This window comes from Achromobacter sp. E1 (assembly GCF_037039475.1).
Classification (GTDB): Bacteria; Pseudomonadota; Gammaproteobacteria; order Burkholderiales; family Burkholderiaceae_B; genus Achromobacter; species Achromobacter mucicolens.
Window position 1 is genome coordinate 5,949,519 of sequence record NZ_CP146253.1, and the last position, 25,789, is coordinate 5,975,307.

Consider the following 25,789-nt stretch of genomic DNA (forward strand, 5'->3'; position numbering starts at 1 on the left):
TTGTGCGGCAAAGAGCGCTGCAAAAACCCCTTATATAAGGGGTTTTTGCATGAAAACGCGGTTCAGTCCGATCTCCGTGGCGCGGTGCGTTTCCGCATAGCCGCGCCGCGTGTAGATGGCGATGTTCTCGGTCATTGCTTCCTGCGTGTAAAGCCGGATCCGTGAAAAACCGGCGCGGCGCGCGGCGTCTTCGGCCCATTGCAGCAGTGTCCGGCCGTGCCCTTTTCCTTGCGCGGTTGGCGACACGGCGATGTTGTCCAGCAGCATGCACCCGTCGTCGGGTTCTGGAATCAGCACGATGAGGCCTTCGATGCCAGCGTCCGATTCCAGCACATGAACCACGCCTTGCGCGACGCGCGCCGGATAGTCGTCCAGCATGGGGCCGGGCGTGGCGCCGTTGCGTGCGATGTAGGGGGAGTAAGCCTCGCGGACGATGAGCTCGATGCGGGCGACATCGGCGGGTGTCGCGGCGCGGATACGAAAGGGGGTGGGATTCGTATTCATGACGACGCGCTTCCGGTTATTTTCCCGATGCAAAAGCGATAGGTGCAATCTGACCGGTCGAATCTAGCACGGAGTTCATCTCCGGTGCCGTTCGAGATTCAAGATCCATATCCGCAGGCCACTGGACTCTGGGAGCCAGGCGCAAGGCGATGTTGTAGGGAGCGACGTCGTTGGCGTCACGCGGTTCGGCGTGATCGGGGTCGAGGCCGTTGATGCCGTTCTGCATATAGGCGCACACATACGCCCAGAAGTTGGAGGTGTTGGCAGCGTCGGTGTTTAAGTGAAAGCGCGTCACGACGTTGTTGGTGCCCGGTTCCACCACCGCGATGGAGACGCCTTCCTTGATGATGAGCCCACCACCTGGCGTCGCGCCACGGACTTTCCATTTCTCTGCGCGCAGATCGTCCCAGTCATAACTCGCCGTCGTCACGTACCCGCGCTCGAAGGGATTCCACCAGACTGAATGGAAGTCATAGACGTAGACCTTGCGGCGTAGACGGTTGAAGCGAAGCGGGAGATCGCGGGGTGGGGACACCTCGGAACGGTAGATAACACAAGCCACCCAGGCGTTGACGGTAAGTGTGCTCACGTGCAGCAGAAAAATACCCGCAACTTCAAGCATGCCCCTCCCTGCCGCCGAACTTGCTGAAAAAATGTCCCATACCGCGAAAAGTATAAGCAGGATGCACATCAATCCGAGCAGTAGTGAAAGGAAGAAGCAGACACCGCGGATACTCGACGTATTTCGAGCGAACTCGACATATGTCTCATCCATATTCGTTGGCGCCTGCCATAGCAGCGTGGGGGTCTCTTCGATAGGGGCACTAGGGCTGGGGAGATCGCGTTGCCAGCCGACGCAGGGGGGATTCAGTTGAGGTCTGGCCATCAGCGCTTCTTCGTAATATGCGCGGCGGCGAAGCCTGAGTGCATTGACCGGACGCATCGCGGCTGAGAAGCTGAGGCAGCTGGCAGGCGAAAGGTTCCTTCCAGACAGCGAATCAAACTTCGGCCTCGACAGTATTCATGGTGCGGTTCGTGATTCAAGATCCATCTCCGCGGGCCACTGCACCTTAGGGGCTAGACGCAAGGCGATGTTGTAGGGAGCGACGTCGTTGGCATCACGAGGTTCGGCACGATCGGGGTCGAGGCCGTTGATGCCGTTCTGCATATAGGCGCACACATACGCCCAGAAGTTGGAGGTGTTGGCAGCGTCGGTGTTTAAGTGAAAGCGCGTCACGACGTTGTTGGTGCCCGGTTCCACCACCGCGATGGAGACGCCTTCTTTGATGATGAGCCCGCCGCCAGGCGTCGCGCCACGGACTTTCCACTTCTCTGCGCGCAGATCGTCCCAGTCATAACTCGCCGTCGTCACGTACCCGCGCTCGAAGGGGTTCCACCAGACTGAATGGAAGTCATAGACGTATACCTTGCGACGTAGGCGATTGAAGCGAAGCGGGAGATCGCGGGGTGGGGAGACCTCGGCACGGTAGACTACAAACGCTGTCCAGCCGCCGATCAGAATTGTCCCGACGACCAGTAGCAAGATGCCTGCAACCTCAAGAGTGACACTCGTGGCCCTCGCACTCGTCGCATAAATGTCTTTGGCGGCAAAGCCTACGTGATAAAGAATTGTCCAAGCGATCAGCAGCAAAAAGTAAAAGCAGACTCCGCGAATGCTCGACGTGTTCCGAGCGAACTCGACATACGTTTCATCCATATGCGTGGGCGCTTGCCACAGCAACAAGGGCTGCTCGATTGGGGGGGAATTGGGACCCGGCAGATCGCGCTGCCAGCCGACGCAGGGGGGATTCAGTTGAGGTTTTGCCATTAGAGTTGCTCCGTCATCTCAATGGCGGCGAAGCTTGAGCTATCGTTTTTGTCTGGCCAGAACGCCACAATCAAAGTTGCCGATTTGATATTGTTGAGGGAATCCAGCAAGTACCGACCACTAAGGACTGGCCGAGAGGGGGTCGGTTTAGTCTCGCTGTCCAGCGTGTAATCCGGCCTATTCAAGGTGGAAGCAGGCCTCGGGGGGACTAGATCGTTGATTTGCCCGGATGCCACGACATGGGAGGACAGATAGGGGGTACGTTTCTCGCCTTGTGCTAGAGCAAATCGCGCGATGGTCAGCGTAAAGCGGTATCGGGATTGTTCGGCATCAAATCCAGGCAGAGTTGCGCTGTAAACAAGGGCGTTCGTTTTCTCTAAAGAGCCTCCGTTCTTGAGGACCTCTATGTCTTCGATGTAGAGCTCATCTATCGGTCTCACACTTCTTTCAATAGTGAAACGAAGGTCTACATCCATGCCGAGCACTGCTGCATTGAGTGCGGCAATGGCGACGTCCATGTCGCCTGGATTGCGCCAGCGATCATTGCTTTTTGCCTGGCCGAAGTAGCATCGCCAAGCCCAATTCTCGAAGGAGTCGGATTCGAGGCCTCGTGCTAATTGCGATGTCCCGAAGGCAACAAGTCCGACAGCAATTCCTAGACCCAATCCCCCGAACAGCGACAGTGCCCCGGCAGATCCCAAAAAAATCAGGATTGCGCCAAAAATTGATATGCCTCCGGCAAATATGTACGTATGGGTGGCACCTACATCACCAACTTTGGATACGCGCAAAGCAGCACGAAAACTAGCACTAGCATCCGCAATCCCCGCCAAAGCCGAAATCGCTCCCCCCACCATCACCATCTTCGAACCCAACCCGACGACGCGCGTGAGCACGGGAGTTTTCTCCACACCCCAGCGCAGCACGAACCCTCGGGCAGCGTCCGCCGGTACCTTGATCGCCAGACCGGCGGCTTCAACACTCGCTCCCATGAAGCCCAGCGCCACGCTATAAAACGCCGCCACAGCCTCCGGATGCCGGGCTCCGACTTTCGCATCCAGGTCAGCTAACGTGCTTTTCAAGCTGTCCTGCAGAAAATACAGGCCGATGAAAGACAAGCCACCATCCACGCTACCCACGGCCAAGCTCTTCAGGCTTGCAAAGGTGCTGCTGACGACGCGACGGGCCCTCGCCGCGCCAACTTGCAGGCCCTCGAGCACCGCGGCGGCAGCGGGTTCCAGATTCTTCAGGCCGGCGTTGACCTGGCGTAGCGCAGACTTGGCTTCTCTGTTGATCTCTTGTCCAAGCGCGCCAGCAGCCTGCCTGATATCCTGCGCGCCCTCCTTGGCTTCGCGGCTGAAATCCAGGATGCGCTTCTTGACCTCTTCTGCCGTTCCATGCGCCCATAGCGTGACGTCGATGAGCACATTGCGGACATTGGCATTCGGGATGGAGATCAGACTGCCCAGCAACATCGCACGTGCCCGTTTGCCGGCGGCCTTTTGGGCGGAGTTGGCGTGCTCGCGAATCTCGTTCGAGAGCAGCTCGAAGCACTCCCCCACCGTGAGCTGGATGGTGACCTGGGTGAACCTGGCCTTACCGTACAGCCAGGCGGCGCCGGACTGCAGGTTGTCTAAAGCCGCCTTGGCGCCGATGGTCAGGGTGCTTTCGAGGCGATTGCTCGCATCGTGAATGGCCGCCAACAACTGATCGGCAGATTCAACAACGAGCGTCCGGCGCCAATCGCTTCCCTCCTTGCTGGTGGCGACCATTTTTATCGCGTCATAGTATTTCTTGCCTGCCTCCGATGGCATCGCGTTGGAGAACAAGGGTTCGAACGCCTGCTGCAAGTCGGTGTATTGCCCATTGAGCGCGGTGTAGGCCGGGCTACCTGCGTCGGACAGCAGGTCTTTCCATGCCCTGCTGCTAGGACCTAACGCTTGCGGCGTGGGCTTTTCGCCTGGTTGGCTCTCGTCCGCCGGCGTTGTCTGCTGTGGCGGGGCATCCGTGATGCCGCCTGCGAGACAAGCCGCGGTGGTGCTCAGGCGGCATTGCTGCGAACGCGCATCGGCGTCCGCATAGTCCAAAGCCATGATCCGGCGCCAACTGGCGCCAGCCACCAGGTCGGCCCAGTCGGTTGCATAAGCGTCGATCTGCTTTTGAAAGCGGTCGTCTTCCTTGTCGTACGCATCCTGAAAAGTCTTTCGCCCTGCAGGGCCGGTTTCCCAGTAACGATCTTCTAGCCGGGCCATGCGACGCCCGGTCTCGCGATTGACCACGCCAGCACGTTGTTGTGCGGGGTCTTGGAATACGGGCGGGACGCCGGATTCGCTGGACGTCCAGTAGTCGCTAGGTGGCGGCGGCGGCGGGTGTGCAGCCTCTACTTGCTGGGCGATGTAAGCTTTGATTCCGAGCAGGCACTGCGAGGTGAGGTAGGCATACCGCCGTGTCGGCTCTTCACGCCACCGCTGGCGCATCGTGTTGACAGAAAGACGCAGGCTGTTGAGCTCAGCGGCCATGCCCACCGGATCGGGCAGGATGAGTCCTGCAACCCCCTTCGCAAGCCCATGCTGCTTTTCGAGCATGCGCAATTGCGCCTGCATGGCTTCAAGGCGGGCATGACGGGGATGCCAGTCATGAACGCTACCGAAGTCGCGCGTGCCGACGGCGTACTCGGCGACATGCTGGGCAAGATCATCACCGTGCCCAAGGGCAAGCGCCTGGTCGCCACCAGTCGGATCCTGCTTGAGCGTGATCAGATTGATCACCCTGAACCGCTGCCGATAATCAGCGGGCAGTGCCTTTCCATCAGCGTGCTTGCCGGTGCGGTAGGCATCGAGTGTCGCCTTCGGCCAAGGGTCCTGTGAAAAAGCGATCCAGGCCTGCTTGTTCGCTGCGGTGTCGATGTTGATGAATGCCGAGCGCAGATCGTGTCCGGCGTCCAGGCAAGCTTTGGCTAGGGGCTCGGGCGCCGCCCGTGGCATGGAGAATGGATTGAACTGGCGCAGATAGCCTTCCGGCGTGACCTGATAGGCATGCCAGATTTCTTTGTCCAGCAGCACATAGACATACCCCTGCCGCAATACACGCAATGCGGTCTGAATGGATTCGTGACTGAGTGCGCCATGTTGCTTGAGTCCGCCTGTGACCGGCATGACTGCAAGCCGTAGCGGCAGGATCGGTAAGCCGGTACGTTCACACGCGCTGCACGTGCCGGTGGGATTGGGCGCCGCCTGGCGCCGTGCCTGGGTCAGGGTCTTGCTGATGCTCATGTGTAGCTCGCGGCCGGAGGTAATGACGCAACGATGCGCTGCCACGCAAAGTCGTCGTAGTTGTCAAAACGCGCTTGCAATGTGGACTGCCCTGCGACGGCGGCTTGGATGTCGTCCTGTATTTCTGGATGCCGTGGCAGATGGGGATGAATGAAGACGCGATGCATGCACAGGTCGATGATGTCGGCGCTCAGGCGCAAGCGTGAGTTCTGTGCGTCACGGATCATCCTGAAAGCGTGCACGGCGGCCTGGGGCGGAAGAATCGTGGGGCCACGCCAGCGCATTGGGGCATACGTCACGGGGAATCGGAGCGCGGCGCGCCAGACATCCAGGAAATCGCTGACGAGCGGTGCAAGTTGCAGTGCCTGTCGAACGAGTGGAGGGGCATCCGAGCCGGCTTCGGTGGGGGAGCCGCGAAGTAGGGTGAAGGCGCCCCAGCTGGTCGGGCAAAGCCAACGTTTGACGGGCCATAGCAGAGCAGGAAAGGCGTGTTCCATTGATGCCGCGAGCAGTTCGAGCCGCAACGGCTCGAACCACGGCGTCATGCGTTTTCCAGCTATAGGCACGACGACATCCAGGCAGCGCGCAGTCAAGTGATCGGTGAGCGCAGCGAGGGATTGATCACTGGTCAGCCATCCGCACACATAGCGCTTTTTATAGCCGGCATCATCACGCGCGGAACGTTCGGCGGCTGCGAGCAGAGAAATGTCCGCAGCGCCTTCTGGCGCGGCCAGCTGTATAAGCGCCGGGCACGCGTCGGGCGTATGGGCAAGGTCTGGCCGGATGACGCGTGCGATCGCCTGTTCGCCCAACGCGTGGGTTAGCGACTGAAGGCTAAGGGGATCTTGTGGCTCGCACGGCGCGAGCGGGTCCAGCAAGAGGTAAAGATAGTCGCTGGGGGCGCGTTCGAGACGGGCAAATGCTTGTACGGCGCTCTGCATCATCTGGCACGCTCCAGACAATCAGAATGTGCGCCTTCCAGAACCTCGCAGCCCAGAGCCAGCTCATTTCCGCCGCCGCCCCCCTGCATCTTGAGCGGACCTTTAACCTGGATGGAGATAGCGTCAAGGGTTATGCCGGTGCTATCTATTCGAATGGTTCCACCCGGCCCTTTGATGATGAGCGCTTCTCCAGCATGCAGAGAGTAGTCCCTTGTCCGACGGCGGATGGCCTGGCCCGCCCGCAGTTCCGCTCGCCCCTCCACGCTCTGCTCCTGGTGCCCGCCAATACTCACCCAGTGATTGGCCGCAGTCTCGTCGCGGCGGTTGTTGCCCACTTCCTCGGTGCGGTCCTTGCCGGTGTAGAGGGTGTGATTACGTCCCACCGTCAGGAAGTCGTCCCGCCCGATGTCGTGCCGCCGGTCCTGGCCGATGTTCACCTGCTCGTCATTGCCCACGGTCTCCGTGCGGTCGTGGCCGATGGTGATGGTTTCGTCGTTCTCGACCTGCTCGCTGCGGTCGTGACCCACGAACGTCGACTCGTCGTGGTTGACGTGGATGTTCTGGTCCCTCTGCGCGTGGACGTAGATTTCTTCCTGATCCATCTCGTCCTCAAAGCGCAGTTCGTTGTACCCCTCGCCTTTGTGGGTCTTGGTCTTGATGGTCATCCGCGTCTTGTGGCGCGGCAGCTCGTAAGGCGGCAATTGCAGGCGGTTGTAAACCCGGCCGGTGATCACGGGCTGGTCGGGATCGCCGTCGAAGTACGAGACGATGACCTCTTGTCCGATGCGGGGAATGGCCATGTGGCCCCACGTGGCGCCGGCGATGTTCTGGGATACGCGTATCCAGCAGGAGCTGTGTTCGTCCTCCTTGCCGAGACGGTCCCAGGGGAACTGGACCTTCACGCGGCCGTATTCGTCGGTGTAGATCTCTTCATTGGGTGGGCCGACCACTACGGCGTTCTGCGGTCCTTCGATGCGGGGCCGGGGCAATGGCTCTGCGCGCCACTCGGCGTCGTCCGGTACCAATTCAGCCTCGTAGTGGTAGTGAGTCCCTGACGCGGCATCGGCGCTTTCTTCGGCCTGGCTCGTGTGTTGGATGCCGCGGTGGACGATGCGGACCGGGCGCCATCCGAGATTCATGTCCTCGCGTGGGTGCCCGGCCAGCGTGAAGGAGACGCCAGGCTGCAGGCGCGGGTCATCGCCTTCGACAAAGGCGACCCGCGCATCGCGTCGGTGTCCGCGCAGGCGATTCTCGGCGAAGGGCTTGCCGGCCTCGTCGAACTTGGCGCGGGCGGGGTAGTCGTAGCGCTCGTAGCGTCGGCCTTGATGGTCCAGGTCGCGTCCATCGCGGCTTTGCTGGTGGGTATAGCGCGGATGGTGAAAGGTGTAGTCGCGCTGGGTCTGGCGCGCGGTGCGCACGTTCTCGGTATAGGTGAAGCGACGCAGCGCAGGCTGCGGCTGATCGCCGCCGGGCTTGGGGTTGTACTGCACCGGCCCGTCGCCCACGCGGCCGTGAATGAAGAGGCGATCGCTGTGGACAAGTTGATGTCCTTCGGCGCTATGACGGAAGGAATAGAAGAAGCCTTCCTCACGCATGATGCGTTCGACGAAGTGGTAGTCCGTATCGCCGGCTTGCACGCAGTACTCGCGGGACTGGTGCTCGTTGGTGCTGCGCTGCTCGTAGTCCTGGGTGAGGCCATGCGCCTTGAGCACGGCCTCGGCGATCTGTGGAACGGTCAGCGCCTGGAAGATCCGCCAGTCAGAACTGAGCGCGAGGCGTGCCAGACGCGGTTCGACGACAGCCGAATAGCGCGTGCGCCGAAAGCCGGTTTCGCCCTGGACGAATGAAGACACCGCGCCGTGCACGTACCGGACAGGCGTGTCGCCGTGCCAGATGGTAAGCAGCGCAACGCGGTCCAGCACCGCGCCGAAGTCGATGGCGGGATTGGCGCTGGCCAGTTCCGCTTGCAGCACGAAAGGCTCGGACAAGCCTTCCTGGAGCGAGAACTCGACGACCTCGAAGGGCTCTTCGCCAATGGCGAACGTGAAGCGAAGATCGGATTGGGTAGGCATGGCGAGCTTCCGGTTGGGACAGACCGCTCGGGTCGTCCTTGGTGCCAAAGGGCACCACCGGTTGTAAAAGCCGCCGATATTTCGTGTAAATCAGAAGAGTCTTATTAATTAAAAAAATCGATGTGCGCAAGCATGTTGCGGGCGAAGACCTGACTACTTCCCGATGCAAAAACTGGAAAAAATCTCTCCCAGCAGGTCATCGCTGGTGAACTTGCCAGTGATACTCGACAAGCTGTCATGCGCCAGCCGCAGTTCCTCGGCAAACAGGTCCAGCACCCGGTCGTCCTGACTGGCATGCGCGGCGGCCAGTTCCAGATGTTCGGCAGCCTCCTGCAATGCATGCAGATGCCGTTCTCGCGCGAGCCATGGCGACTCGGCGCCGGGGTTCCAGCCTGCGATCTGCAGCAGCTCGGCGCGAAGGGCGTCGAGGCCGGCGCCGCGTTTGGCCGAGATGCCCAGTTCGCCGGGACCGGGGACGAAAGGCTCGGGCAGCAGGTCGACCTTGTTGAATACCTTCAGCACCGGCGTGCGGGCGGGCAGGCGCGCGGTGATCTGCGCGTCGAGTTCGTCGCCCGGCTGGGTGGCATCCTGCAAATGGAGGATGACGTCGGCGCGTTCGATTTCCTGCCAGGTACGGGCGATGCCGATGCTCTCGACGGTGTCTTCGGTTTCGCGCAGGCCGGCCGTGTCGACAATATGCAGCGGCACGCCATCAATATGGATTTCCTGCACCACTTTGTCGCGCGTGGTGCCGGCAATGGGGGTGACGATGGCGATGTCGTCGCCCGCCAGCGCATTGAGCAGGCTGGACTTGCCCACGTTGGGCTGGCCTGCCAACACCACATGCAGGCCTTCTCGCAGGATGACGCCCTGGCGTGCTTGCGCGATCAGCGCGGACAGGTCGCCGGCCAACGCGTCCAGGGTGGGACGCGCCTGATACTTTTCCAGGAAGTCGATCTCTTCTTCAGGAAAATCCAGCGTCGCCTCGACCAGCATGCGCAGGTGAATGATGCGCTCGGACAGGTCGTTGACGCGTGCCGAGAATTCGCCTGACAGCGACGCCATGGCGCCGCGCGCGGCCGCGACCGACGAGGCTTCGATCAGGTCGGCCACCGCCTCGGCCTGCGCCAGATCCATGCGGTCGTTCAGGAAGGCGCGGCGCGTGAATTCGCCGGGTTCGGCCAGTCGCACGCCCAGGTCGCGGCCGGCGGCAAGGCAGCTGTCCAGCACGCGGCGCAGCACGGCCGGGCCGCCGTGGCCCTGCAGTTCCAGCACGTCTTCGCCAGTGTAGGAATGCGGCGCGCGAAAGTAGATGGCGATGCCTTCGTCCAGCAGTTCGCCTTCGACGGTCTTGAAGGGAAGATAGTGCGCATGGCGGGGGGTGAGATCGCGCTGAAACAGGCGCCGCACCAATTCGGACAGGTCCGCACCAGAAATGCGCACGACGCCGATGCCGCCTCTTCCGGGAGCGGTGGCAATGGCGGCAATGGGGGCGTAAGCGGACATATCGACGTAGATGACAAGGCGAAACAATAGGGGAATATAACTGTTGCGCGGCGCGTTGTTTGCTGGTTACTGTGGCCCCGAGGTTCAAAACCCGAAACAACTCTGGGAGATCACGATGGCATCTCGGTTTTCGCGTGTCTTGGCCAGCGGCGCTGCCGCGGTGGTGATGGCCTGTGGCACATTCAGTGCGGCCATGGCCCGCGACCTGGTGATAGGACTGAAGACCGAGCCGTCTTCGATGGATCCGCAATACCACGCGTTGACGCCGAACACGCAGATCTCCCAAACCATTTTCGATACGCTTGTCGCCACCGACGCGCAGCTCAAGCCTCAGCCGTCGCTGGCGGAATCCTGGACGGTCGATGGCAAGGTCTGGACCTTCAAGCTGCGCCCGAACGTGAAGTTCTCCGATGGCACGCCGTTCACCGCCGAGGACGTCGTCTTCACGTACGACCGCGTCCCGAAGGTGCCCAACAGCCCCTCGCCGTTCACGCTGTATCTGGGATCTGTCGCCAAGACCGAAGCGGTCGATCCGATGACGATCCGCATCACCACCAAGGACGTCGCGCCCAATCTGCTGGTCAACCTGGCGCAGCTGCCCATCATGTCGAAGAAGGCCGCGTCGGGTCCCGCCGCGGAAGGCAAGACCACGACCGAATTGAACAGCGGCGACGGGCTGATCGGGACGGGGCCCTACAAGTTCGTGTCCTGGAAGCGCGGCGCGGAGTTCGTGCTGGCGCGCAATGACAACTATTGGGGTAAGAAACCCGAATGGGATCGCGTGGTCTATCGTCCGATCAGCAATGCGGCGGCGCGCGTGGCCGCGCTGCTGGCGGGCGACGTGGACATGATCGAAGATCCTCCCACCGACGACCTGCCCAAGCTCAAGTCCGACAAGAAGCTCTTTGTCGAGGAAACGCCGTCGGTGCGCGTGGTGTACGTGGCGCTGGACCAGTACGCGGAGCCCTCGCCCGGCGTGCAGGGCACCGACAAGAATCCGATGAAGGACAAGCGCGTGCGCGAGGCCTTGTCGCTGGCGATCAATCGCGATGCGCTGGTCGAACGCGTGATGGGCGGCGTCGCCCTGCCCGCGGGCAACCTGCTGCCGTATCCGATGTTCGGCGCCAGCAAGGAACATTCGAAGGCCCCCAAGGCCGATGTCGAAAAGGCCAAGGCGCTGCTCAAGGAAGCGGGCTACCCCAACGGGTTTTCGATCACGTTGGGCTCGCCGTCCGGCCGGTACGTCAACGATTCGAAGGTGGCGCAGGCCATTGCATCGATGTGGACGCGCATCGGCGTGAAGACCAGCGTGGATGCGATGGCGCCCCCGGTGTTCTTCAAGAACCGCGACAGCTACTCGTTCTCGGCTTACCTGGCGGGCTGGTCGGTGACCAGCGGTGAAATGTCGAACGCGCTGACGTCGCTGCTGATGACGCGCAATCCGGAAGCGGGCCAGGGCACGACGAACCGCAGCCGCTACTCCAACCCCAAGATGGATGAACTGGTGAAGCAGGCTTCGTCCACGATGGATGACGCCAAGCGCGCGGAGCTGCTGTCCACGGCAAGCAATATCGCCATGGATGATTTCGCGATGCTGCCCGTGCATTTCGAGCTGTCGGTCTGGGCGATGAAGAACGACATCCGCTATCAAGGCCGTCCGGACCAGGTCACCTTGGCACAGAACGCTACGCTGAAGAAGTAAGCGCGCCGGGCGATATCTCGTGCTTGCAACCATTGTCAGAAGGCTGCTGCAGACCATCGTCGTCATGCTTGTCATGTCGGCGTTGGTCTTTGCCGGCATTTACATGGTCGGCGATCCGGTCTCGATGTTGGCCAGTCCGGAAGCGACCGAGGCGCAGCGCGCCGCGATCAGTGCATCGCTGGGGTTGGACCAGCCCTTGTGGCGGCAGTACCTGATTTTCATGAGCCAGGCCGTGCGCGGCGATTTCGGGAACAGTTTCCTGACCGGCGAGCCGGCCATGCACCTGATCCTGGAGCGCATGCCGGCGACGGTCGAGCTGGCCTGTGTGGCCATGCTGCTGTCGGTGCTGATCGGCGTGCCGCTCGGCATCCTGGCGGGTTTGAAACCCGCGGCGGTGGGGTCGCGCGCGATCATGACGGGCTCCGTGCTGGGATTTTCGCTGCCCAATTTTTGGGTGGGCCTGATGCTCATCATGGTGTTTGCGGTGATGCTGGGCTGGGTGCCGGCCGGCGGCCGCGGCGACACCGTCAGCATCGGCTCGCTGCAACTGAGCGTGCTGACGCTGGACGGCTGGCTGAGCCTGGCCCTGCCCGCCGCGACCATCGCGTTTGCCAAGTGCGCGATGATCATCCGCGTGACACGGGCCGCCACGCGCGAGGCGCTGCCCATGGACTACATCAAGTTCGCGCGCGCCAAGGGCCTGTCTGAAAAGCGCGTCCTGGGCGTGCATCTGCTCAAGAACATCCTGATTCCCGTGGTGACGGTGGCCGGCCTGGAGTTCGGTCAGGTGATGGCATTTGCCGTCGTGACGGAGACCGTGTTTTCGTGGCCGGGCATGGGCAAGCTGCTGATCGATTCCATCATCAACCTGGATCGGCCGGTGGTGGTGGCGTATCTGCTGCTGATCGTTTTCTTCCTGGTCATGTTGAATCTGGTGGTGGACATCATCTACACGGTGCTGGACCCCCGCGTACGCCTGGATAGCCGCCGATGATGAATACGCCCGCCACCGCTGCCTCGCCCCCGGCGCCCACGAAAGAGCAGTCGCCCTGGCGCCGTTTCGTGTCGGACTTCTTTGCCAGCAAGCTGGCCACGCTGGGTCTGGTGATGCTGGTCGTGATCGTGGGGGCGGCGCTGCTGGCGCCGTGGATCGCGCCGCAAAATCCCTATGATCTGGCCAGCCTGGACATCATGGATTCGAAGCTCAAGCCGGGCAGCGAAAGCGGGGATGGTTCGATGCGGCATTGGCTGGGCACCGACGGCCAGGCGCGCGACCTTTTTTCCGCCATTCTCTACGGCATGCGCACGAGCCTGATGGTGGCCACGGTGTCGGTGCTGGCCGCCTTCGGCATTGGCGCCACGGTCGGGCTGATTGCCGCGTACTTTGGCGGACGCATCGACGCCCTGCTGATGCGGGTTGTGGATATCCAGTTGTCGTTCCCGGCGATCCTGGTGGCGCTGATGCTGCTGGCCATTCTGGGCAAGGGTGTGGACAAGGTGATCATCGCGCTCATCGTCGTGCAATGGGCGTATTTTGCGAGGGCCGCGCGTGGCGCCGCGCTGGTCGAGCGCGGCAAGGAATACGTCGAGGCGGCGCGGTGCATGTCGCTGTCGTGGTCGCGCGTGTTGTTCCGGCACGTGCTGCCGAACTGCATGCCGCCGCTCATCGTGATCGCCACGATCGACCTGGCGCATGCGATTGCGCTGGAGGCAACGCTGTCGTTCCTGGGCGTGGGCGTGCCGGTCACCGAGCCGTCGCTGGGCATGCTGATCTATAACGGCTTCGAGTACCTGCTTTCCGGCCAGTATTGGATTTCGTTCTTTCCCGGCATTGCGCTGGCGCTGGCCATCATCGCCATCAACCTGGTGGGCGACCACTTGCGCGATGTGCTCAACCCGCGGCACGCGAATTGAGGACGGGGGCGATGCAGACAAACGCAGCGCAGCGATCCGTGCCGGGCCAGGCCGCCGTGCTTGAGGTGCATGGCCTGAAGACGCATTTCTTCACGCGCAATGGCGTGGTCAAGGCCGTGGATGGCGTGGACCTGACGCTGGCCGAAGGAGAGATCCTGGGGCTGGTGGGCGAGTCCGGATCGGGCAAGAGCATCACGGGCTTTTCGTTGATGGGCCTGCTGGATGAGCCCGGGCGCATCGTCGACGGAGATCTTAGGCTGAACGGCGAGGACCTGCGCGCGGCCACGCCGGCGCGATGGCGTCAGTTGCGGGGACAGGAGATTGCGATGATCTTCCAGGATCCGATGATGACGCTCAATCCGGTACTGCGGGTGGACACGCAGATGATCGAGGCGGTGCAGGCGCATGCCAAGGTCTCGCGCGAAGCGGCGCGAAAGCGCGCGCTGCAGACACTGGCGATGGTGGGCATTCCCTCCCCGGAAGAGCGCCTGCGCACGTATCCGCATCAGCTGTCCGGCGGCATGCGCCAGCGGGTGGCGATCGCCATTGCGCTCCTGAATTCGCCGCGCCTCATCATTGCGGACGAGCCCACGACCGCGCTGGACGTCACGATACAAGGGCAGATCCTGTTCGAAGTGCAGAAGCTCTGCCGCGAAACGGGCACGGGCCTTATCTGGATCACGCATGACCTGGCCGTGGTGGCGGGCCTGGCCGACCGTGTGTCGGTGATGTATGCGGGCCGTGTCGTGGAAACGGGCAGCACCGAGGCGGTCATCAGCCATCCGATGCATCCGTATACGCATGGGTTGATCGCGTCGATTCCGACGCCGGCGTCGCGGGGCAAGCCGCTGGTGCCGATTCCCGGCATGACGCCGTCGCTCTTGAACCTGCCGCAGGGCTGTGCATTCCGGGGGCGCTGTCCACGCGCGACGGACGCGTGTCTTACCGAACCGCCGCCCGTCGAAGTCCGCCCGGCGCAATGGGTGCGCTGCTGGCATGCCGGAGCGCCGGACACGTTATGACCGAAGCTGCAATCAATCCCACGCCGATCCTCGCGCTGAACGAAGTCGAACTACGCTTCGTGCAACCCGTGGATCTGGCCGGCCGCATCGCCAACCTGCTGGGTGCGGGCCTGAAGACGCAGGTGGTGCACGCCGTGGCGGGCGTGGACCTGGCGGTCAAACCCGGCGAAGTGATCGGCATCGTTGGCGAATCGGGCTGTGGAAAATCCACATTGGGCCGCATCGTGTCGGGCATTCTGCCGCCCACTGCGGGCCAGGTGCACTATCAGGGCAGGCCCGTGCATGCCATGAAGGGCGCCGAGCGGCGCGCGTACGAACTGGGCGTGCAGATGATCTTTCAGGATCCGTACGCGTCCCTGAATCCGCGCATGCGGGTGCGCGACATCATCGGCGAAGCGCCTGCGGCGCACGGCCTGATTGCCTCGCGCGACAAGCTGGAGTACGTGGCTGGGCTGATGCGTCAGGTTGGCCTGGATCCGAGCTTTGCACAGCGTTATCCCCATCAGTTCTCGGGCGGCCAGCGCCAGCGCATCGGCATTGCACGGGCGCTGGCGCTCAAGCCTTCGGTGATCGTCTGCGACGAGGCCGTGGCTGCGCTGGATGTGTCGATCCAGGCGCAGGTGCTGAACCTGTTCGAGCAACTGCGCGCGGACCTGGACCTGACGTATCTGTTCATCAGCCACAATCTCAGCGTCGTGAGCCACATTTCGGACCGCGTGGCGATCATGTATCTGGGACGCATCGTCGAACTGGCCGATACCGATACGGTCTTCGCGCGCGCCAACCATCCTTACACGCAGGCGCTGCTCAAGGAGCTGCCCACGCTGACGCCCGGGCGACGGGCCTATCAACCCATTCGCGGCGAGCTGCCCTCGCCGCTGGATCCGCCCTCCGGTTGCGCGTTTCACCCCAGATGCCCCCATGCGATGCCGCGCTGCAAGGCGGAGCGCCCGCTCCTGCGCGAAGTGGCGCCCGGGCAGTTCAGCGCCTGCCATTTGAACGATGGCGCCTGACCTGCGCCGAAAAAGGGCTGGACGCGAGACGCGGGGCGGCGCGAGAATTCCCGCACCAGCAAGCCTTTTGCGCATGCGTCATCCATTCACCCAGACAGCTTATCCACAGCCATGAAAACCATTGCCGAAATCGAACGCGTACACGGGGACCTGACTGCGCTGCGGCGCGATATCCATGCCCATCCCGAACTGGCGTATCAGGAAACGCGCACCTCCAACCTGGTGGCCGAGCGCCTGCGCGGCTGGGGATTGGAAGTCCACACGGGGCTGGGGAAAACCGGGGTGGTGGGCATTCTGCGCGCCGGCAGCGGCGGCAAGACCATCGGCCTGCGCGCCGACATGGATGCGCTGCCGATGCCGGAGCACAACCGGTTTGCCCACAAATCCACGATCAGCGGGCGCATGCATGGCTGCGGCCACGATGGCCACACGACGATGCTGCTGGGCGCCGCGCAGTATCTGTCGACGCATCGCAATTTTGACGGCACCGTGGTGTTCATCTTCCAGCCGGCCGAGGAAGGCGGCAACGCCGGGGCGCGCGCCATGATGCAGGACGGGCTGTTCGACAAGTTTCCCTGCGATGCGGTCTTCGGCATTCACAACATGCCCGGCATGCCGGTGAACCAGTTCGGGTTCCGGTCCGGCCCCACGATGGCCTCCAGCAACCGCTGGGACATCGTCATCAAGGGCGTCGGCGGCCACGCCGCGCAGCCGCATTCGTCGGTCGACCCCATCATCGTGGCCGCCGACATGGTGCATGCGCTGCAGACGGTCATTTCGCGCAGCAAGAATCCGCTGGAGCAGGCGGTGCTGTCGATCACGCAGATCCACGCAGGCGATGCCTACAACGTGATTCCCGGCGAAGCCGTGCTGCGCGGTACGGTGCGCACGTATTCGGTGGACACGCTGGACAAGATCGAAGCCGACATGCGGCGCATCGCGACCACCTTGCCGCAGGTGTATGGCGGCACGGGCGAGCTGGATTTCGTGCGCGCGTATCCGCCGCTGGTGAACTGGGAAAAGGAAACCGCCTTTGCGGCGAAGGTCGCCGAAGACGCCTTTGGCGCGGAGAACGTGATGCGCGACATGCCGCCGTTCATGGGGGCGGAAGACTTTTCGTTCTTCCTTGAATCCGTGCCGGGCTCGTATTTGTTCCTGGGCAATGGCGACGGCGACCACCGCATGGAAACCTATCACGGCATGGGTCCGTGCCAGCTGCACAATCCCAACTACGACTTCAACGACGCGTTGCTGCCGGTAGGCGCGACGTACTGGGTGAAGCTGGTCGAGGCGTTCTTGCCGGCCCGGTAACGACCGATCCGCTATTTGTTTATATGCGGTTGGCCATGAAGCCGCGGGGCGTCCCCGCGGCTTTTTGCTATATGACGTAAAGCTTTGATCAAACGCCGATAACTTCGTTTGAGATGGATGGCGGCGTTTTCATAATCGGTCGTTCCTGCCATGCCGATAAGGCGAACCGGAGCGACCGATGTCCCAGAGCAATGCCTTGCGGCGCGAAGCGCACGCCGCCTCCCAACCTGACACGCAAACGTTCGACGTGCGCCCCCTGTCCGGTCCGCTGGGCGCCGAGGTCATCGGCCTAGACCTGTCGCGTGAACTGGCGCCTGCCGATTTTGCCCGCGTGCACAAGGCGCACCTGGACCATCACCTGCTGGTGTTTCGCAACCAGCGCATCACGCCGCAACAGCACATCGATTTCAGCCGCCGCTTCGGCCGCCTGATGATCCACGTGTTGCACCAATTCCATCTGCCCGGTCATCCGGAGATCCTGACGGTCTCGAACATCGTGGAAGACGGCAAGCCCATCGGTCTGGGCGACGCGGGAAAATACTGGCATTCGGATATCTCGTACAAGGAACTGCCCAGCCTGGGTTCGCTGCTGCACGCGCAGGAACTGCCTGCCGAAGGCGGAGACACCTTGTTCGCGAACATGCACCTGGCCTACGACACGCTGCCGCAGGCGCTCAAGAACGCCATCGACGGCAAGCGCGGCGTGCATTCCTACCTGGCGCAATACGGCCAACTGCAGAAGGAAGGCAACTGGCGCCCGAATCTGAGTGCAGCGCAAATTGCGCAGGTGCAGGAGGTGGTGCATCCGGTGGTGCGCACGCACCCCGAGAACGGCCGGCGCGCGCTGTTTGTGAGCGAAGGCTTCACCACCCGGATCGAGGGCCTGCCGGACGACGAAAGCCGCGCGCTCCTGAACGAGTTGTTTATCCACAGCGTGCGGCCAGAACATATCTACCGCCACCAGTGGCAGCCGCATGACCTGGTGTTCTGGGACAACCGGTCGCTGATCCACCTGGCCGGCGGCACGCCCGATCACCTGCGCCGCAAGCTCTACCGCACGACGATCGAGGGCGATGCGCCCTTCTGACGCCGCGTTCATGACCTCACCCCACTTATCCACAAGGAACGCCATGCGTTTGACCTCCACGCTACGGGATCGACTGGTCCAGACCGCCACGGGCGCCGGCCTGGCGCTGATGCTCGCCGTGCTGGCGCTGGCTTCGCCCACGCCCGCCCAGGCCGAAGGACGCATCCGGATTGCCGAGCAATACGGCATCGTCTATCTGCTGCTGAACGTCGCCCGGGACCAGCAACTGATCGAAAAGCATGGCAAGGCCGAAGGTGTGGATATCTCGGTCGAATGGGCCAAGCTGTCCGGCGGCTCGGCCGTGAACGATGCGCTGCTGTCCGGGGCTGTGGATATCGCGGGGGCGGGTGTGGGACCGCTGCTGACGATCTGGGATCGCACGCACGGCAAGCAAAACGTGAAGGGCGTGGCGTCGCTGGGCAACTTCCCGTACTACCTGGTGACCAACAATCCGAACGTGAAGACGATTGCCGACTTCACGGACAAGGATCGCATCGCCGTGCCCGCGGTGGGGGTGTCGGTGCAATCGCGTGTGCTGCAACTGGCATCGGCCAAGCTGTGGGGCGATGCGCAGTACAACAAGCTGGACAAGATCTCGGTGGCGCTGCCGCACCCTGACGCGGCGGCGGCCATCATTGCCGGCGGCACGGAAATCACGGGCCATTTTGGCAACCCGCCCTTCCAGGAGCAGGAACTGGCCGAAAACCCGAAGGCGCACATCGTGCTCAATTCGTACGACGTGCTGGGCGGGCCCAGTTCGTCCACCGTGCTCTTTGCCACCGAGAAATTCCGCCGCGAGAATCCCAAGACCTACAAGGCCTTCCAGGAAGCATTGAAAGAGGCGGCCAGTTTTGCGGCGGCCCATCCGGAACAGGCGGCGGACATCTATCTGCGGGTCACGGGCGCCAAGCAGGACCGCGACTTCCTCGTCAAGGTCATCAAGAATCCCGACGTGCAGTTCAAGCTGGCGCCGCAGAACACTTACGCGCTGGCGCAGTTCATGCACAAGGTCGGCGCGATCAAGCATGCGCCGGCAAGCTGGCGCGACTACTTCTTCGACGATCCCGTCACGGCGCAGGGAAGCTGACATGGCAGTGAGCCGCGCCACCCCTGTGGATAACGTTGAACGGCCGGCGCCTTTGCTGGCTGTGGATAAGGTGTCTATCGAATATAAGACGCGCGAACGGCGGGTGCGGGCGACCCATCAGGTCAGCTTCGACGTGCATGGCGCCGAACGATTCATCCTTTTGGGGCCGTCCGGCTGCGGGAAATCGACGCTGCTCAAGGCGGTCGCCGGATTCGTCGAACCGACCGAGGGACGGATCGCGATCGACGGCAAGACGGTCCAAGGGCCGGGCCCGGACCGCATCGTGGTGTTCCAGGAATTCGACCAGCTGCCGCCGTGGAAGACGTTGCGCCAGAACGTAGCGTTTCCGCTGGTGGCGTCTCGCAAGCTCAATCGGCGCGAGGCCGACGAACGGGCGATGCATTACCTGGACAAGGTCGGGCTGGCGGCGTTTGCGGATGCTTATCCGCATACGCTTTCCGGCGGCATGAAGCAGCGCGTGGCCATTGCGCGTGCGCTGGCCATGCAGCCGCGCGTGCTGCTGATGGATGAGCCGTTTGCCGCGCTGGATGCGCTGACGCGGCGGCGCATGCAGGAGGAACTGATGACGCTGTGGGACGACGTGCGATTCACGCTGCTGTTTGTCACCCATTCCATCGAGGAGGCGCTGGTGCTGGGCAGCCGCATTCTGTTGCTCTCCCCGCACCCGGGCCGCGTGCGCGCCGAACTGAACGCGCATGCCTTTGACCTGCACAGCCAGGGATCGGCCGCTTTTCAATCGGCGTCGCGCCGCATTCACGACCTGTTGTTCGATATCCCGCCGCTGGCTCAGGCCGCGCGCGCGGCGGCATGAAAGGAGCGCGCATGAGCATTGGCCATGCCGGATCGGCGTTCATCCGCCCCGAGGTGGAATACGACCTGCCGCCCCTGCCCCCGCAGGCCGCCGAGACGCCGCTGCCCTGGCACGAACGGCTGTGGCAGCATGCCGCCCTGCGCAAGGGCGTGATCCTTGCCCTGTTGGCGGTGGTGTGGGAACTGGCGGCGCGCTATACCGACAACGACCTGCTGTTGCCCGGCGCCTGGCAGACCGCCCAGGCCTTTGTCGAGGGCGTGACCAGCGGTGAGCTGCTGGCGCGCGCCGGTCAGTCGATGCGCGTGCTGGTGCAGGGCTACCTGGCGGGTGTCGTGCTGGCCTTTGTGCTGACGACGCTGGCGGTGTCCACGCGGTTCGGCCGCGATCTGCTGTCCACGCTGACGGCGATGTTCAATCCCCTGCCGGCGATCGCCCTGCTGCCGCTGGCGTTGCTGTGGTTCGGCCTGGGCGAAGGCAGCCTGGTGTTCGTGCTGATCCACTCGGTACTGTGGGCGCTGGCGCTGAACATGTATGCGGGCTTTCTGGGGGTGTCTGACACCCTGCGGATGGCGGGGCGCAATTACGGGCTGACCGGGTTGCGCTATGTGCTGCAGATTCTGGTGCCGGCCGCCCTGCCCGCCATTCTGGCCGGACTGAAGATTGGTTGGGCGTTTGCCTGGCGCACGCTGATCGCGGCCGAACTGGTGTTTGGCGCATCCAGCGGCAAGGGCGGATTGGGCTGGTACATCTTTCAGAACCGCAACGAGTTATACACAGACCGGGTGTTCGCAGGCTTGGCCGCGGTGGTCATCATTGGCCTGCTTGTGGAAAACCTGGCGTTCGAGACGCTGGAACGGCTGACGGTGCGGCGTTGGGGGATGCAGCGGTGATTGTTGCAGCGATCGAGCGATCAGAATGAAAAAGGGGCGGCCATGATGCCGCCCCCTTTTTTCATGGTCGGCGCGTAACGTTTACAGCTTCAGCCCCAGCGCCTTGGCCACGCCTTCGGCATAGGCCGGGTCGGCCTTTTTGAAGTGATCCAGCTGGCGGCGCTGGATGACTTCGGGCACGCCCGCCATGTGGCGGCCGATGTTGCCAAAGAGCTGCTCCTGCTGCGCCGGCGTCATTAGGCGGAACAACGCGCCCGGCTGCGAGTAGTAGTCGTCGTCGACGCGATGGTTCCAGCGGGCCGCGGCCTGGCCGTCCAGCGCCAGCGGCGGTTCCGCGGCAGACGGGGTTTCCTTCCACTCGCCCGCGCTGTTGGGCTCGTAGTTGATCGTGGCCCCGGCGTTGCCGTCCACGCGGCCCGCGCCGTCGCGATGGAAGCTGTGGAACGGGCACTTGGGCGCGTTCACCGGGATCTGGTGATGGTTGATGCCCAGGCGATAGCGGTGCGTGTCGCCATACGAGAACAGACGGCCCTGCAGCATCTTGTCCGGCGAGAAGCCGATGCCCGGCACCACGTTGGCCGGCGTGAACGCGGCCTGCTCGACCTCGGCAAAGTAGTTTTCGGGGTTGCGGTTCAGTTCCAGCACGCCGACCTCGATCAGCGGATAGTCGCCATGCGGCCAGACCTTGGTCAGGTCGAAGGGGTTGATGTGATACGTCGCGGCTTCGGCCTCGGGCATGATCTGCACCTTCAGCGTCCACTTCGGGAAGTTGCCCTCTTCGATGTTCTGGAACAGGTCGCGCTGCGAGCTTTCGCGGTCATGGGCGACGACCTGCGCGGCTTCCTCGTCCGTCAGACAGGCGATGCCCTGCTGCGACTTGAAATGGAACTTCACGTAGAAGCGCTCGTTGTTGGCGTTGATGAAGCTGAACGTGTGCGAGCCGAATCCGTGCTGCTGGCGCAGGTTGGCGGGGATGCCGCGATCGCTCATCAGCGTGGTGACCTGATGCAGCGATTCGGGGTTGAGCGACCAGAAATCCCAGGCGGCCGTGGCGTTGCGCAGGTTGGTCTTCGGATCGCGCTTCTGGGTGTGGATAAAGTCGGGGAACTTCAGGGGGTCGCGGATGAAGAAGACCGGCGTGTTGTTGCCCACCAGGTCCCAGTTGCCTTCCTCGGTGTAGAACTTGATCGCAAATCCGCGCACGTCGCGTTCGGCGTCGGCGGCGCCGCGTTCGCCGGCGACCGTCGAAAAGCGCAGAAACAGCGGCGTCTGCTTACCGACCTGGGAAAAGATCTTGGCGCGGGTGTAGCGGCTGATGTCGTGGGTGACGGTAAAGGTGCCGTAGGCGCCGGAGCCCTTGGCATGGACGACGCGCTCGGGGATGCGTTCGCGGTCGAAGTGGGCAAGTTTTTCAATGAGCCAGAAATCTTCCAGCAGGGCGGGACCGCGGGGGCCGGCGGTCAAGGTGTTGTTGTTGTCCGGCACTGGGGCGCCCGAGGCGGTGGTCAAAGGCTTCTTGTCGGTCATGGCACACTCCCTAAGTCATTCCTGGATGTCGCGGATCCGCCTTGCGGGCCGCGCGCGTTGCAGCAAAAACTCCGGCGCACAGGACGCCGGAGGGCAAATTCAGAGCCATCATAGGTGCCACGGTGGGCTGTGTGAAGTTGATTGATCCTGCTTTGCCGATAAGTAATACCTATGTATATGCCTTGTGGGCATGGAAAATGCTGAATGTGCCTTCCGCGCTTCAATCGCAGCGGGCGAAAAAAAACCGGCCTCGAAAGGCCGGTTTCTTGTTCCTGAAGGGCGATCAGCGATTGGCCGCCACTTCCGATTTCTTCTGGATGGCGCGGGTGATGGACCACTGCTGCGCGATCGACAGGATGTTGTTGACGCACCAGTACAGCACCAGGCCGGCCGGGAAGAAGAACATCATCCCGCCGAACACCAGCGGCATGATCATCATGACCTTGGCCTGGATGGGATCCGGCGGCGTCGGGTTCAGTTTGATCTGCAGGAACATGGTGGCCATCATGATGGCGGGCAGAATGAAGAACGGATCGCGGACGGACAGGTCGTGCACCCACAGGATCCACGGCGCGCCGCGCATTTCCACGCTGGCCAGCAGCACCCAGTACAGCGAGATGAACACCGGAATCTGAACCACCATCGGCAAGCAGCCGCCCAGCGGGTTGATCTTCTCGGTGCGGTACATCTCCATCATGGCCGCATTGAGTTTCTGCTTGTCGTCGCCGTACTTTTCCTTCAGGGCCTGCAGGCGCGGAGCCACCTGCTTCATGCGGGCCATCGAGCGGTAGCTGGCGGCGGCCAGGGGGTAGAACACGGCCTTGATCAGCACGGTCAGCGCGACGATCGTCCAGCCCCAGTTGCCCAGGATGGAATGCAGCCAGGTCATCAGCGTGAAGAGCGGCTTGGCGATGATGGTCAGCCAGCCGTAGTCGACGACCAGCTCCAGGCCCGGGGCCAGCGCGGCCATGGCCTTCTGGTCTTGCGGACCGACCCACAGGTGCGAGTCGACACGTGCGGCAGCGCCCGGGGCGATCTCGCCGACGGCTTCGATGCTGCGGCCGGCGTACAGGTTCGGCTGGACTTCGAGCAGTTCGTTCGTGCGCGGCTTGCCTTGCGGGGGCACCCAGGCCGTGGCGAAGTAGTGCTGGACCACGGCGATCCAGCCGTTGTCCGCCTGCTTGATGTAGCTGGCCTTCTTCTTCTGGATGTCGCTGAACGTGCTCTTCTGGAACTTGTCCTGTTCCGAGTAGACGGCAAAGCCCGTGAACGTGTGATAGAAGCTGGACGTATCGGCCGGATCGTTGCCGTCGCGCTCGATCTGCAGATACAGGGACGGGGCCACGGGGGCGGCGCCGACGTTGGCCAGGTCATGGCGCACGTCGATGTCGTAGCGGCCGCGATGCAGGGTGAACGTCTTGGTGACCTTCACGCCGCCGGATTCGCCTTCGAACGTGACGACCAGGTTGTCGCCGGTCAGTTCGCGTTCTTGCGAGACCAGGCGGAACGGCGTCTGGTGCGTGGGGAAGCTCTGGCCGCTGGGTGCGCCGACCACGCCGGTCTGCACCACGTAGTTCAGGCCCGCCGAGCGGTCCAGAAGCACCGTGGGCTTGTCGGGCTGGCCGGTGGCCGGATACTTCAGCAGCTCGGCGCGCACCAGCTGGGCGCCCATCGTGTCGAAGGTCAGGCGCAGCACGTCGGTGGTGATGACGACTTCTTCGGAACGCGTGGGGACGGGGGTAGCGGCGCCAGGCACCGTGGAGGCCGGTGCGGCAGTCGCGGTCGGCGCGCTGGGCACGGACGGCGTCGCATTGTTGGCGGCTGCCGGAGATTCGGTCGTGCTGGCCGCGGGCGGGGCCCCGAACAGCGACGGCTTGCCGTTATGGATTTGCCAGTTGTTCCAAAGGAGCAACAGCGAAAAGGAAAAAATCATCCAGAGGACGGTTCGTCGGATATCCATGGTGCCTACTGAAGTGAATACGGGCCAGCAAAGCCCGCCAGTTTAGCGTCAATCGTGCTCGATGCGGTGGCTGTGGGAGCAGCACCGGGCGTCGTTGGTTCCCTTGGCCGGCGGAACCGGATCCAGTCCGCCGGGTGACCAGGGATGGCACCGGCCTATGCGCCGGACCGCCATCCAGAAGCCGCGCCATGCACCGTGGCGCTCGATCGCTTCGATCGCGTACGCCGAGCAGGTCGGAGTAAAACGGCACTGCCTGCCAATCCAGGGACTCAGGAAAAACCTGTAGAACCGGATCGGGGCAATGAGTAGAGCCTTGATCATCGCGCGATGCGCTCAAAGTGAGCGTCCACTTCGGCTCTGGCGGCGCGTTTCAGCGCCGTGAGCGTGGCGGGAGCGACCTTGCTGTGCAGGCGCACGACGTAATCTTTCGCCGGCAGCGCCAGGCGCCGATGGCGGAACGCTTCGCGGATGACCCGCTTCAAGGCGTTGCGCGTGGTGGCGTGGGCGGCAAACCGCTTGGCGATGACGAGCCCCAGGCGAGCACAGGCGTCCTGGCCGGGAGGCAGATCATTGGGAGCCGCGCTCACAATGAAGAATGCCCCTCGGGCAAGACGCCGGCCTTTGAGGGCGGCGGCAAACTCGGAGGGGCGATGCAGCCGCGCCTCCGGAGGAAGCGTGGAGCGCGGCATGGACTGCGGGTCAGGCGGTTGCGCGGAACCGGGACAGGATTGCGAGAGGTCTTGCAATATGGTCGGTCCGTGCGAAAGTCAGATTCCGGAAAACCGGAAAACTGGACTTAGACGGCCAGACGCTTGCGGCCCTTGGCGCGACGGGCGCTCAGGATCGCGCGGCCAGCGCGGGTTTTCATGCGCACGCGAAAGCCATGGGTGCGCTTGCGGCGGGTAACGGAAGGTTGGTAGGTGCGTTTCATGGACGATCCACAAAAAGAACAAAGTCAGAAGGGACCTGCCCGGAGGGTTCCACGTCGCGCTAAGCAGAAGCGGGTATCTAGGAGCATTTTTGCAACGGGTTTCGCAACCGGTGCGAAAAACGACTCTAAGACGGGGCTCTGTACCGAGAATTTCATCTCGGGCGACCTATTCAGCAAAGCTAAAAACCGGACAAATTGCTCTTGTAGGAGCGTGTCCGGCCAGCTTTCTGCGAAACCTTCTGACAGACAGAATTCGGAAAAGCCCACCATTTCAGCAAGTTTTCCCTGTCTTGTCAAACAGTTAAGGGGGCGCCATGTAGACGCTTATGGCCCTCCCTGTGGATAACCCCAGCCCAGGCAAGGTAGAATCGAGGTTTGAATAAGAGCGAC

Annotated in this window: 22 protein-coding genes; 10 read left to right on the forward strand and 12 right to left on the reverse strand. The window is 62.8% G+C overall.

Going from position 1 to position 25,789, the window contains the following annotated elements:
• Positions 1-30: 30 nt before the first annotated feature.
• The 7 genes from V6V88_RS27520 to mnmE form a co-directional block, all read right to left on the reverse strand.
• On the reverse strand, positions 31-504 hold the full coding sequence (locus V6V88_RS27520) for a GNAT family N-acetyltransferase (RefSeq protein ID WP_223573732.1): 474 nt from the start codon (positions 502-504) through the stop codon (positions 31-33).
• Between the two features lie 16 nt (positions 505-520).
• Positions 521-1,447 carry a DUF6708 domain-containing protein gene (locus tag V6V88_RS27525; RefSeq protein ID WP_338617107.1) on the reverse strand — a complete coding sequence of 309 codons (927 nt, stop codon included), beginning with the start codon at positions 1,445-1,447 and terminating at the stop codon, positions 521-523.
• Between the two features lie 78 nt (positions 1,448-1,525).
• Positions 1,526-2,332 (reverse strand): DUF6708 domain-containing protein, encoded by an 807-nt coding sequence (locus V6V88_RS27530; RefSeq protein WP_338617108.1) that lies wholly within the window; start codon positions 2,330-2,332, stop codon positions 1,526-1,528.
• Complete coding sequence (locus V6V88_RS27535; RefSeq protein ID WP_338617109.1) at positions 2,332-5,604, reverse strand: T6SS effector BTH_I2691 family protein; 3,273 nt, start codon at positions 5,602-5,604, stop codon at positions 2,332-2,334. Before V6V88_RS27535 ends, V6V88_RS27530 begins: the two co-directional genes overlap by 1 nt.
• Positions 5,601-6,548, reverse strand: a complete 948-nt coding sequence (locus V6V88_RS27540) for a hypothetical protein (RefSeq protein ID WP_280004033.1) — start codon at positions 6,546-6,548, stop codon at positions 5,601-5,603. Before V6V88_RS27540 ends, V6V88_RS27535 begins: the two co-directional genes overlap by 4 nt.
• Entirely contained in the window at positions 6,545-8,617 is a 2,073-nt protein-coding gene (tssI, locus tag V6V88_RS27545) for a type VI secretion system tip protein TssI/VgrG (protein WP_338617111.1), read from the reverse strand. Before tssI ends, V6V88_RS27540 begins: the two co-directional genes overlap by 4 nt.
• Before the next feature lie 153 nt (positions 8,618-8,770).
• On the reverse strand, positions 8,771-10,123 hold the full coding sequence (mnmE, locus tag V6V88_RS27550; RefSeq protein WP_338617113.1) for a tRNA uridine-5-carboxymethylaminomethyl(34) synthesis GTPase MnmE: 1,353 nt from the start codon (positions 10,121-10,123) through the stop codon (positions 8,771-8,773).
• Positions 10,124-10,238: 115 nt separating this feature from the next.
• On the opposite strand from mnmE, the gene V6V88_RS27555 reads away from it, so the two are divergent.
• The 10 genes from V6V88_RS27555 (at position 10,239) to V6V88_RS27600 (ending at position 20,981) form a co-directional block, all read left to right on the forward strand.
• Positions 10,239-11,825: an ABC transporter substrate-binding protein gene (locus tag V6V88_RS27555; RefSeq protein ID WP_223573743.1), complete on the forward strand. Its 1,587-nt coding sequence runs from the start codon at positions 10,239-10,241 to the stop codon at positions 11,823-11,825.
• A 19-nt stretch (positions 11,826-11,844) separates the two neighbouring features.
• Positions 11,845-12,819: an ABC transporter permease gene (locus V6V88_RS27560; protein ID WP_062839296.1), complete on the forward strand. Its 975-nt coding sequence runs from the start codon at positions 11,845-11,847 to the stop codon at positions 12,817-12,819.
• Entirely contained in the window at positions 12,819-13,739 is a 921-nt protein-coding gene (locus V6V88_RS27565) for an ABC transporter permease (protein ID WP_056327777.1), read from the forward strand. Before V6V88_RS27560 ends, V6V88_RS27565 begins: the two co-directional genes overlap by 1 nt.
• Before the next feature lie 11 nt (positions 13,740-13,750).
• A complete protein-coding gene (locus V6V88_RS27570; RefSeq protein WP_338617116.1) occupies positions 13,751-14,761 on the forward strand; it encodes an ABC transporter ATP-binding protein in 1,011 nt (336 codons plus the stop codon).
• The gene (locus V6V88_RS27575) at positions 14,758-15,774 is read left to right on the forward strand and encodes an oligopeptide/dipeptide ABC transporter ATP-binding protein (protein WP_081100900.1); all 1,017 of its coding nucleotides are present in this window, start codon (positions 14,758-14,760) and stop codon (positions 15,772-15,774) included. The genes V6V88_RS27570 and V6V88_RS27575 overlap by 4 nt, the downstream gene beginning before the upstream one ends.
• Positions 15,775-15,885: 111 nt before the next feature.
• A complete protein-coding gene (locus V6V88_RS27580; RefSeq protein ID WP_223573749.1) occupies positions 15,886-17,085 on the forward strand; it encodes a M20 aminoacylase family protein in 1,200 nt (399 codons plus the stop codon).
• A gap of 178 nt (positions 17,086-17,263) precedes the next feature.
• A complete protein-coding gene (locus V6V88_RS27585) occupies positions 17,264-18,172 on the forward strand; it encodes a TauD/TfdA family dioxygenase (protein ID WP_223573751.1) in 909 nt (302 codons plus the stop codon).
• A 43-nt stretch (positions 18,173-18,215) separates the two neighbouring features.
• Positions 18,216-19,259: an ABC transporter substrate-binding protein gene (locus V6V88_RS27590; protein WP_338617119.1), complete on the forward strand. Its 1,044-nt coding sequence runs from the start codon at positions 18,216-18,218 to the stop codon at positions 19,257-19,259.
• A 1-nt stretch (position 19,260) separates the two neighbouring features.
• Complete coding sequence (locus tag V6V88_RS27595; RefSeq protein ID WP_338619742.1) at positions 19,261-20,091, forward strand: ABC transporter ATP-binding protein; 831 nt, start codon at positions 19,261-19,263, stop codon at positions 20,089-20,091.
• A gap of 11 nt (positions 20,092-20,102) precedes the next feature.
• Complete coding sequence (locus tag V6V88_RS27600; protein ID WP_338617121.1) at positions 20,103-20,981, forward strand: ABC transporter permease; 879 nt, start codon at positions 20,103-20,105, stop codon at positions 20,979-20,981.
• A gap of 81 nt (positions 20,982-21,062) precedes the next feature.
• Here the strand turns inward: V6V88_RS27600 and V6V88_RS27605 are convergent, their stop codons facing one another.
• The 5 genes from V6V88_RS27605 to rpmH all read right to left on the reverse strand — a co-directional run bounded on the left by V6V88_RS27605 (position 21,063) and on the right by rpmH (position 25,399).
• Positions 21,063-22,508, reverse strand: a complete 1,446-nt coding sequence (locus V6V88_RS27605) for a catalase (RefSeq protein ID WP_056327640.1) — start codon at positions 22,506-22,508, stop codon at positions 21,063-21,065.
• Between the two features lie 283 nt (positions 22,509-22,791).
• Positions 22,792-24,468: a membrane protein insertase YidC gene (gene yidC, locus V6V88_RS27610; RefSeq protein ID WP_062839302.1), complete on the reverse strand. Its 1,677-nt coding sequence runs from the start codon at positions 24,466-24,468 to the stop codon at positions 22,792-22,794.
• Between the two features lie 48 nt (positions 24,469-24,516).
• Positions 24,517-24,789, reverse strand: coding sequence for a membrane protein insertion efficiency factor YidD (gene yidD / locus V6V88_RS27615; RefSeq protein ID WP_056327642.1), 273 nt, complete (start codon positions 24,787-24,789; stop codon positions 24,517-24,519).
• Positions 24,786-25,157 (reverse strand): ribonuclease P protein component, encoded by a 372-nt coding sequence (locus tag V6V88_RS27620; RefSeq protein WP_056327643.1) that lies wholly within the window; start codon positions 25,155-25,157, stop codon positions 24,786-24,788. The genes yidD and V6V88_RS27620 overlap by 4 nt, the downstream gene beginning before the upstream one ends.
• A 107-nt stretch (positions 25,158-25,264) precedes the next feature.
• Positions 25,265-25,399 carry a 50S ribosomal protein L34 gene (rpmH, locus tag V6V88_RS27625; protein ID WP_006228069.1) on the reverse strand — a complete coding sequence of 45 codons (135 nt, stop codon included), beginning with the start codon at positions 25,397-25,399 and terminating at the stop codon, positions 25,265-25,267.
• Between the last annotated feature and the right edge of the window lie 390 nt (positions 25,400-25,789).

Bases quoted from the DNA above. Each gene is read 5' to 3' on its own strand.
- V6V88_RS27520 (WP_223573732.1), bottom strand. From the start codon at position 504: ATGAATACGAATCCCACCCCCTTTCGTATCCGCGCCGCGACACCCGCC.
- V6V88_RS27525 (WP_338617107.1), bottom strand. From the start codon at position 1,447: ATGCGTCCGGTCAATGCACTCAGGCTTCGCCGCCGCGCATATTACGAA.
- V6V88_RS27530 (WP_338617108.1), bottom strand. From the start codon at position 2,332: ATGGCAAAACCTCAACTGAATCCCCCCTGCGTCGGCTGGCAGCGCGAT.
- V6V88_RS27535 (WP_338617109.1), bottom strand. From the start codon at position 5,604: ATGAGCATCAGCAAGACCCTGACCCAGGCACGGCGCCAGGCGGCGCCC.
- V6V88_RS27540 (WP_280004033.1), bottom strand. From the start codon at position 6,548: ATGATGCAGAGCGCCGTACAAGCATTTGCCCGTCTCGAACGCGCCCCC.
- tssI (WP_338617111.1), bottom strand. From the start codon at position 8,617: ATGCCTACCCAATCCGATCTTCGCTTCACGTTCGCCATTGGCGAAGAG.
- mnmE (WP_338617113.1), bottom strand. From the start codon at position 10,123: ATGTCCGCTTACGCCCCCATTGCCGCCATTGCCACCGCTCCCGGAAGA.
- V6V88_RS27555 (WP_223573743.1), top strand. From the start codon at position 10,239: ATGGCATCTCGGTTTTCGCGTGTCTTGGCCAGCGGCGCTGCCGCGGTG.
- V6V88_RS27565 (WP_056327777.1), top strand. From the start codon at position 12,819: ATGAATACGCCCGCCACCGCTGCCTCGCCCCCGGCGCCCACGAAAGAG.
- V6V88_RS27570 (WP_338617116.1), top strand. From the start codon at position 13,751: ATGCAGACAAACGCAGCGCAGCGATCCGTGCCGGGCCAGGCCGCCGTG.
- V6V88_RS27575 (WP_081100900.1), top strand. From the start codon at position 14,758: ATGACCGAAGCTGCAATCAATCCCACGCCGATCCTCGCGCTGAACGAA.
- V6V88_RS27580 (WP_223573749.1), top strand. From the start codon at position 15,886: ATGAAAACCATTGCCGAAATCGAACGCGTACACGGGGACCTGACTGCG.
- V6V88_RS27585 (WP_223573751.1), top strand. From the start codon at position 17,264: ATGTCCCAGAGCAATGCCTTGCGGCGCGAAGCGCACGCCGCCTCCCAA.
- V6V88_RS27590 (WP_338617119.1), top strand. From the start codon at position 18,216: ATGCGTTTGACCTCCACGCTACGGGATCGACTGGTCCAGACCGCCACG.
- V6V88_RS27595 (WP_338619742.1), top strand. From the start codon at position 19,261: ATGGCAGTGAGCCGCGCCACCCCTGTGGATAACGTTGAACGGCCGGCG.
- V6V88_RS27600 (WP_338617121.1), top strand. From the start codon at position 20,103: ATGAGCATTGGCCATGCCGGATCGGCGTTCATCCGCCCCGAGGTGGAA.
- V6V88_RS27605 (WP_056327640.1), bottom strand. From the start codon at position 22,508: ATGACCGACAAGAAGCCTTTGACCACCGCCTCGGGCGCCCCAGTGCCG.
- yidC (WP_062839302.1), bottom strand. From the start codon at position 24,468: ATGGATATCCGACGAACCGTCCTCTGGATGATTTTTTCCTTTTCGCTG.
- yidD (WP_056327642.1), bottom strand. From the start codon at position 24,789: ATGATCAAGGCTCTACTCATTGCCCCGATCCGGTTCTACAGGTTTTTC.
- V6V88_RS27620 (WP_056327643.1), bottom strand. From the start codon at position 25,157: ATGCCGCGCTCCACGCTTCCTCCGGAGGCGCGGCTGCATCGCCCCTCC.
- rpmH (WP_006228069.1), bottom strand. From the start codon at position 25,399: ATGAAACGCACCTACCAACCTTCCGTTACCCGCCGCAAGCGCACCCAT.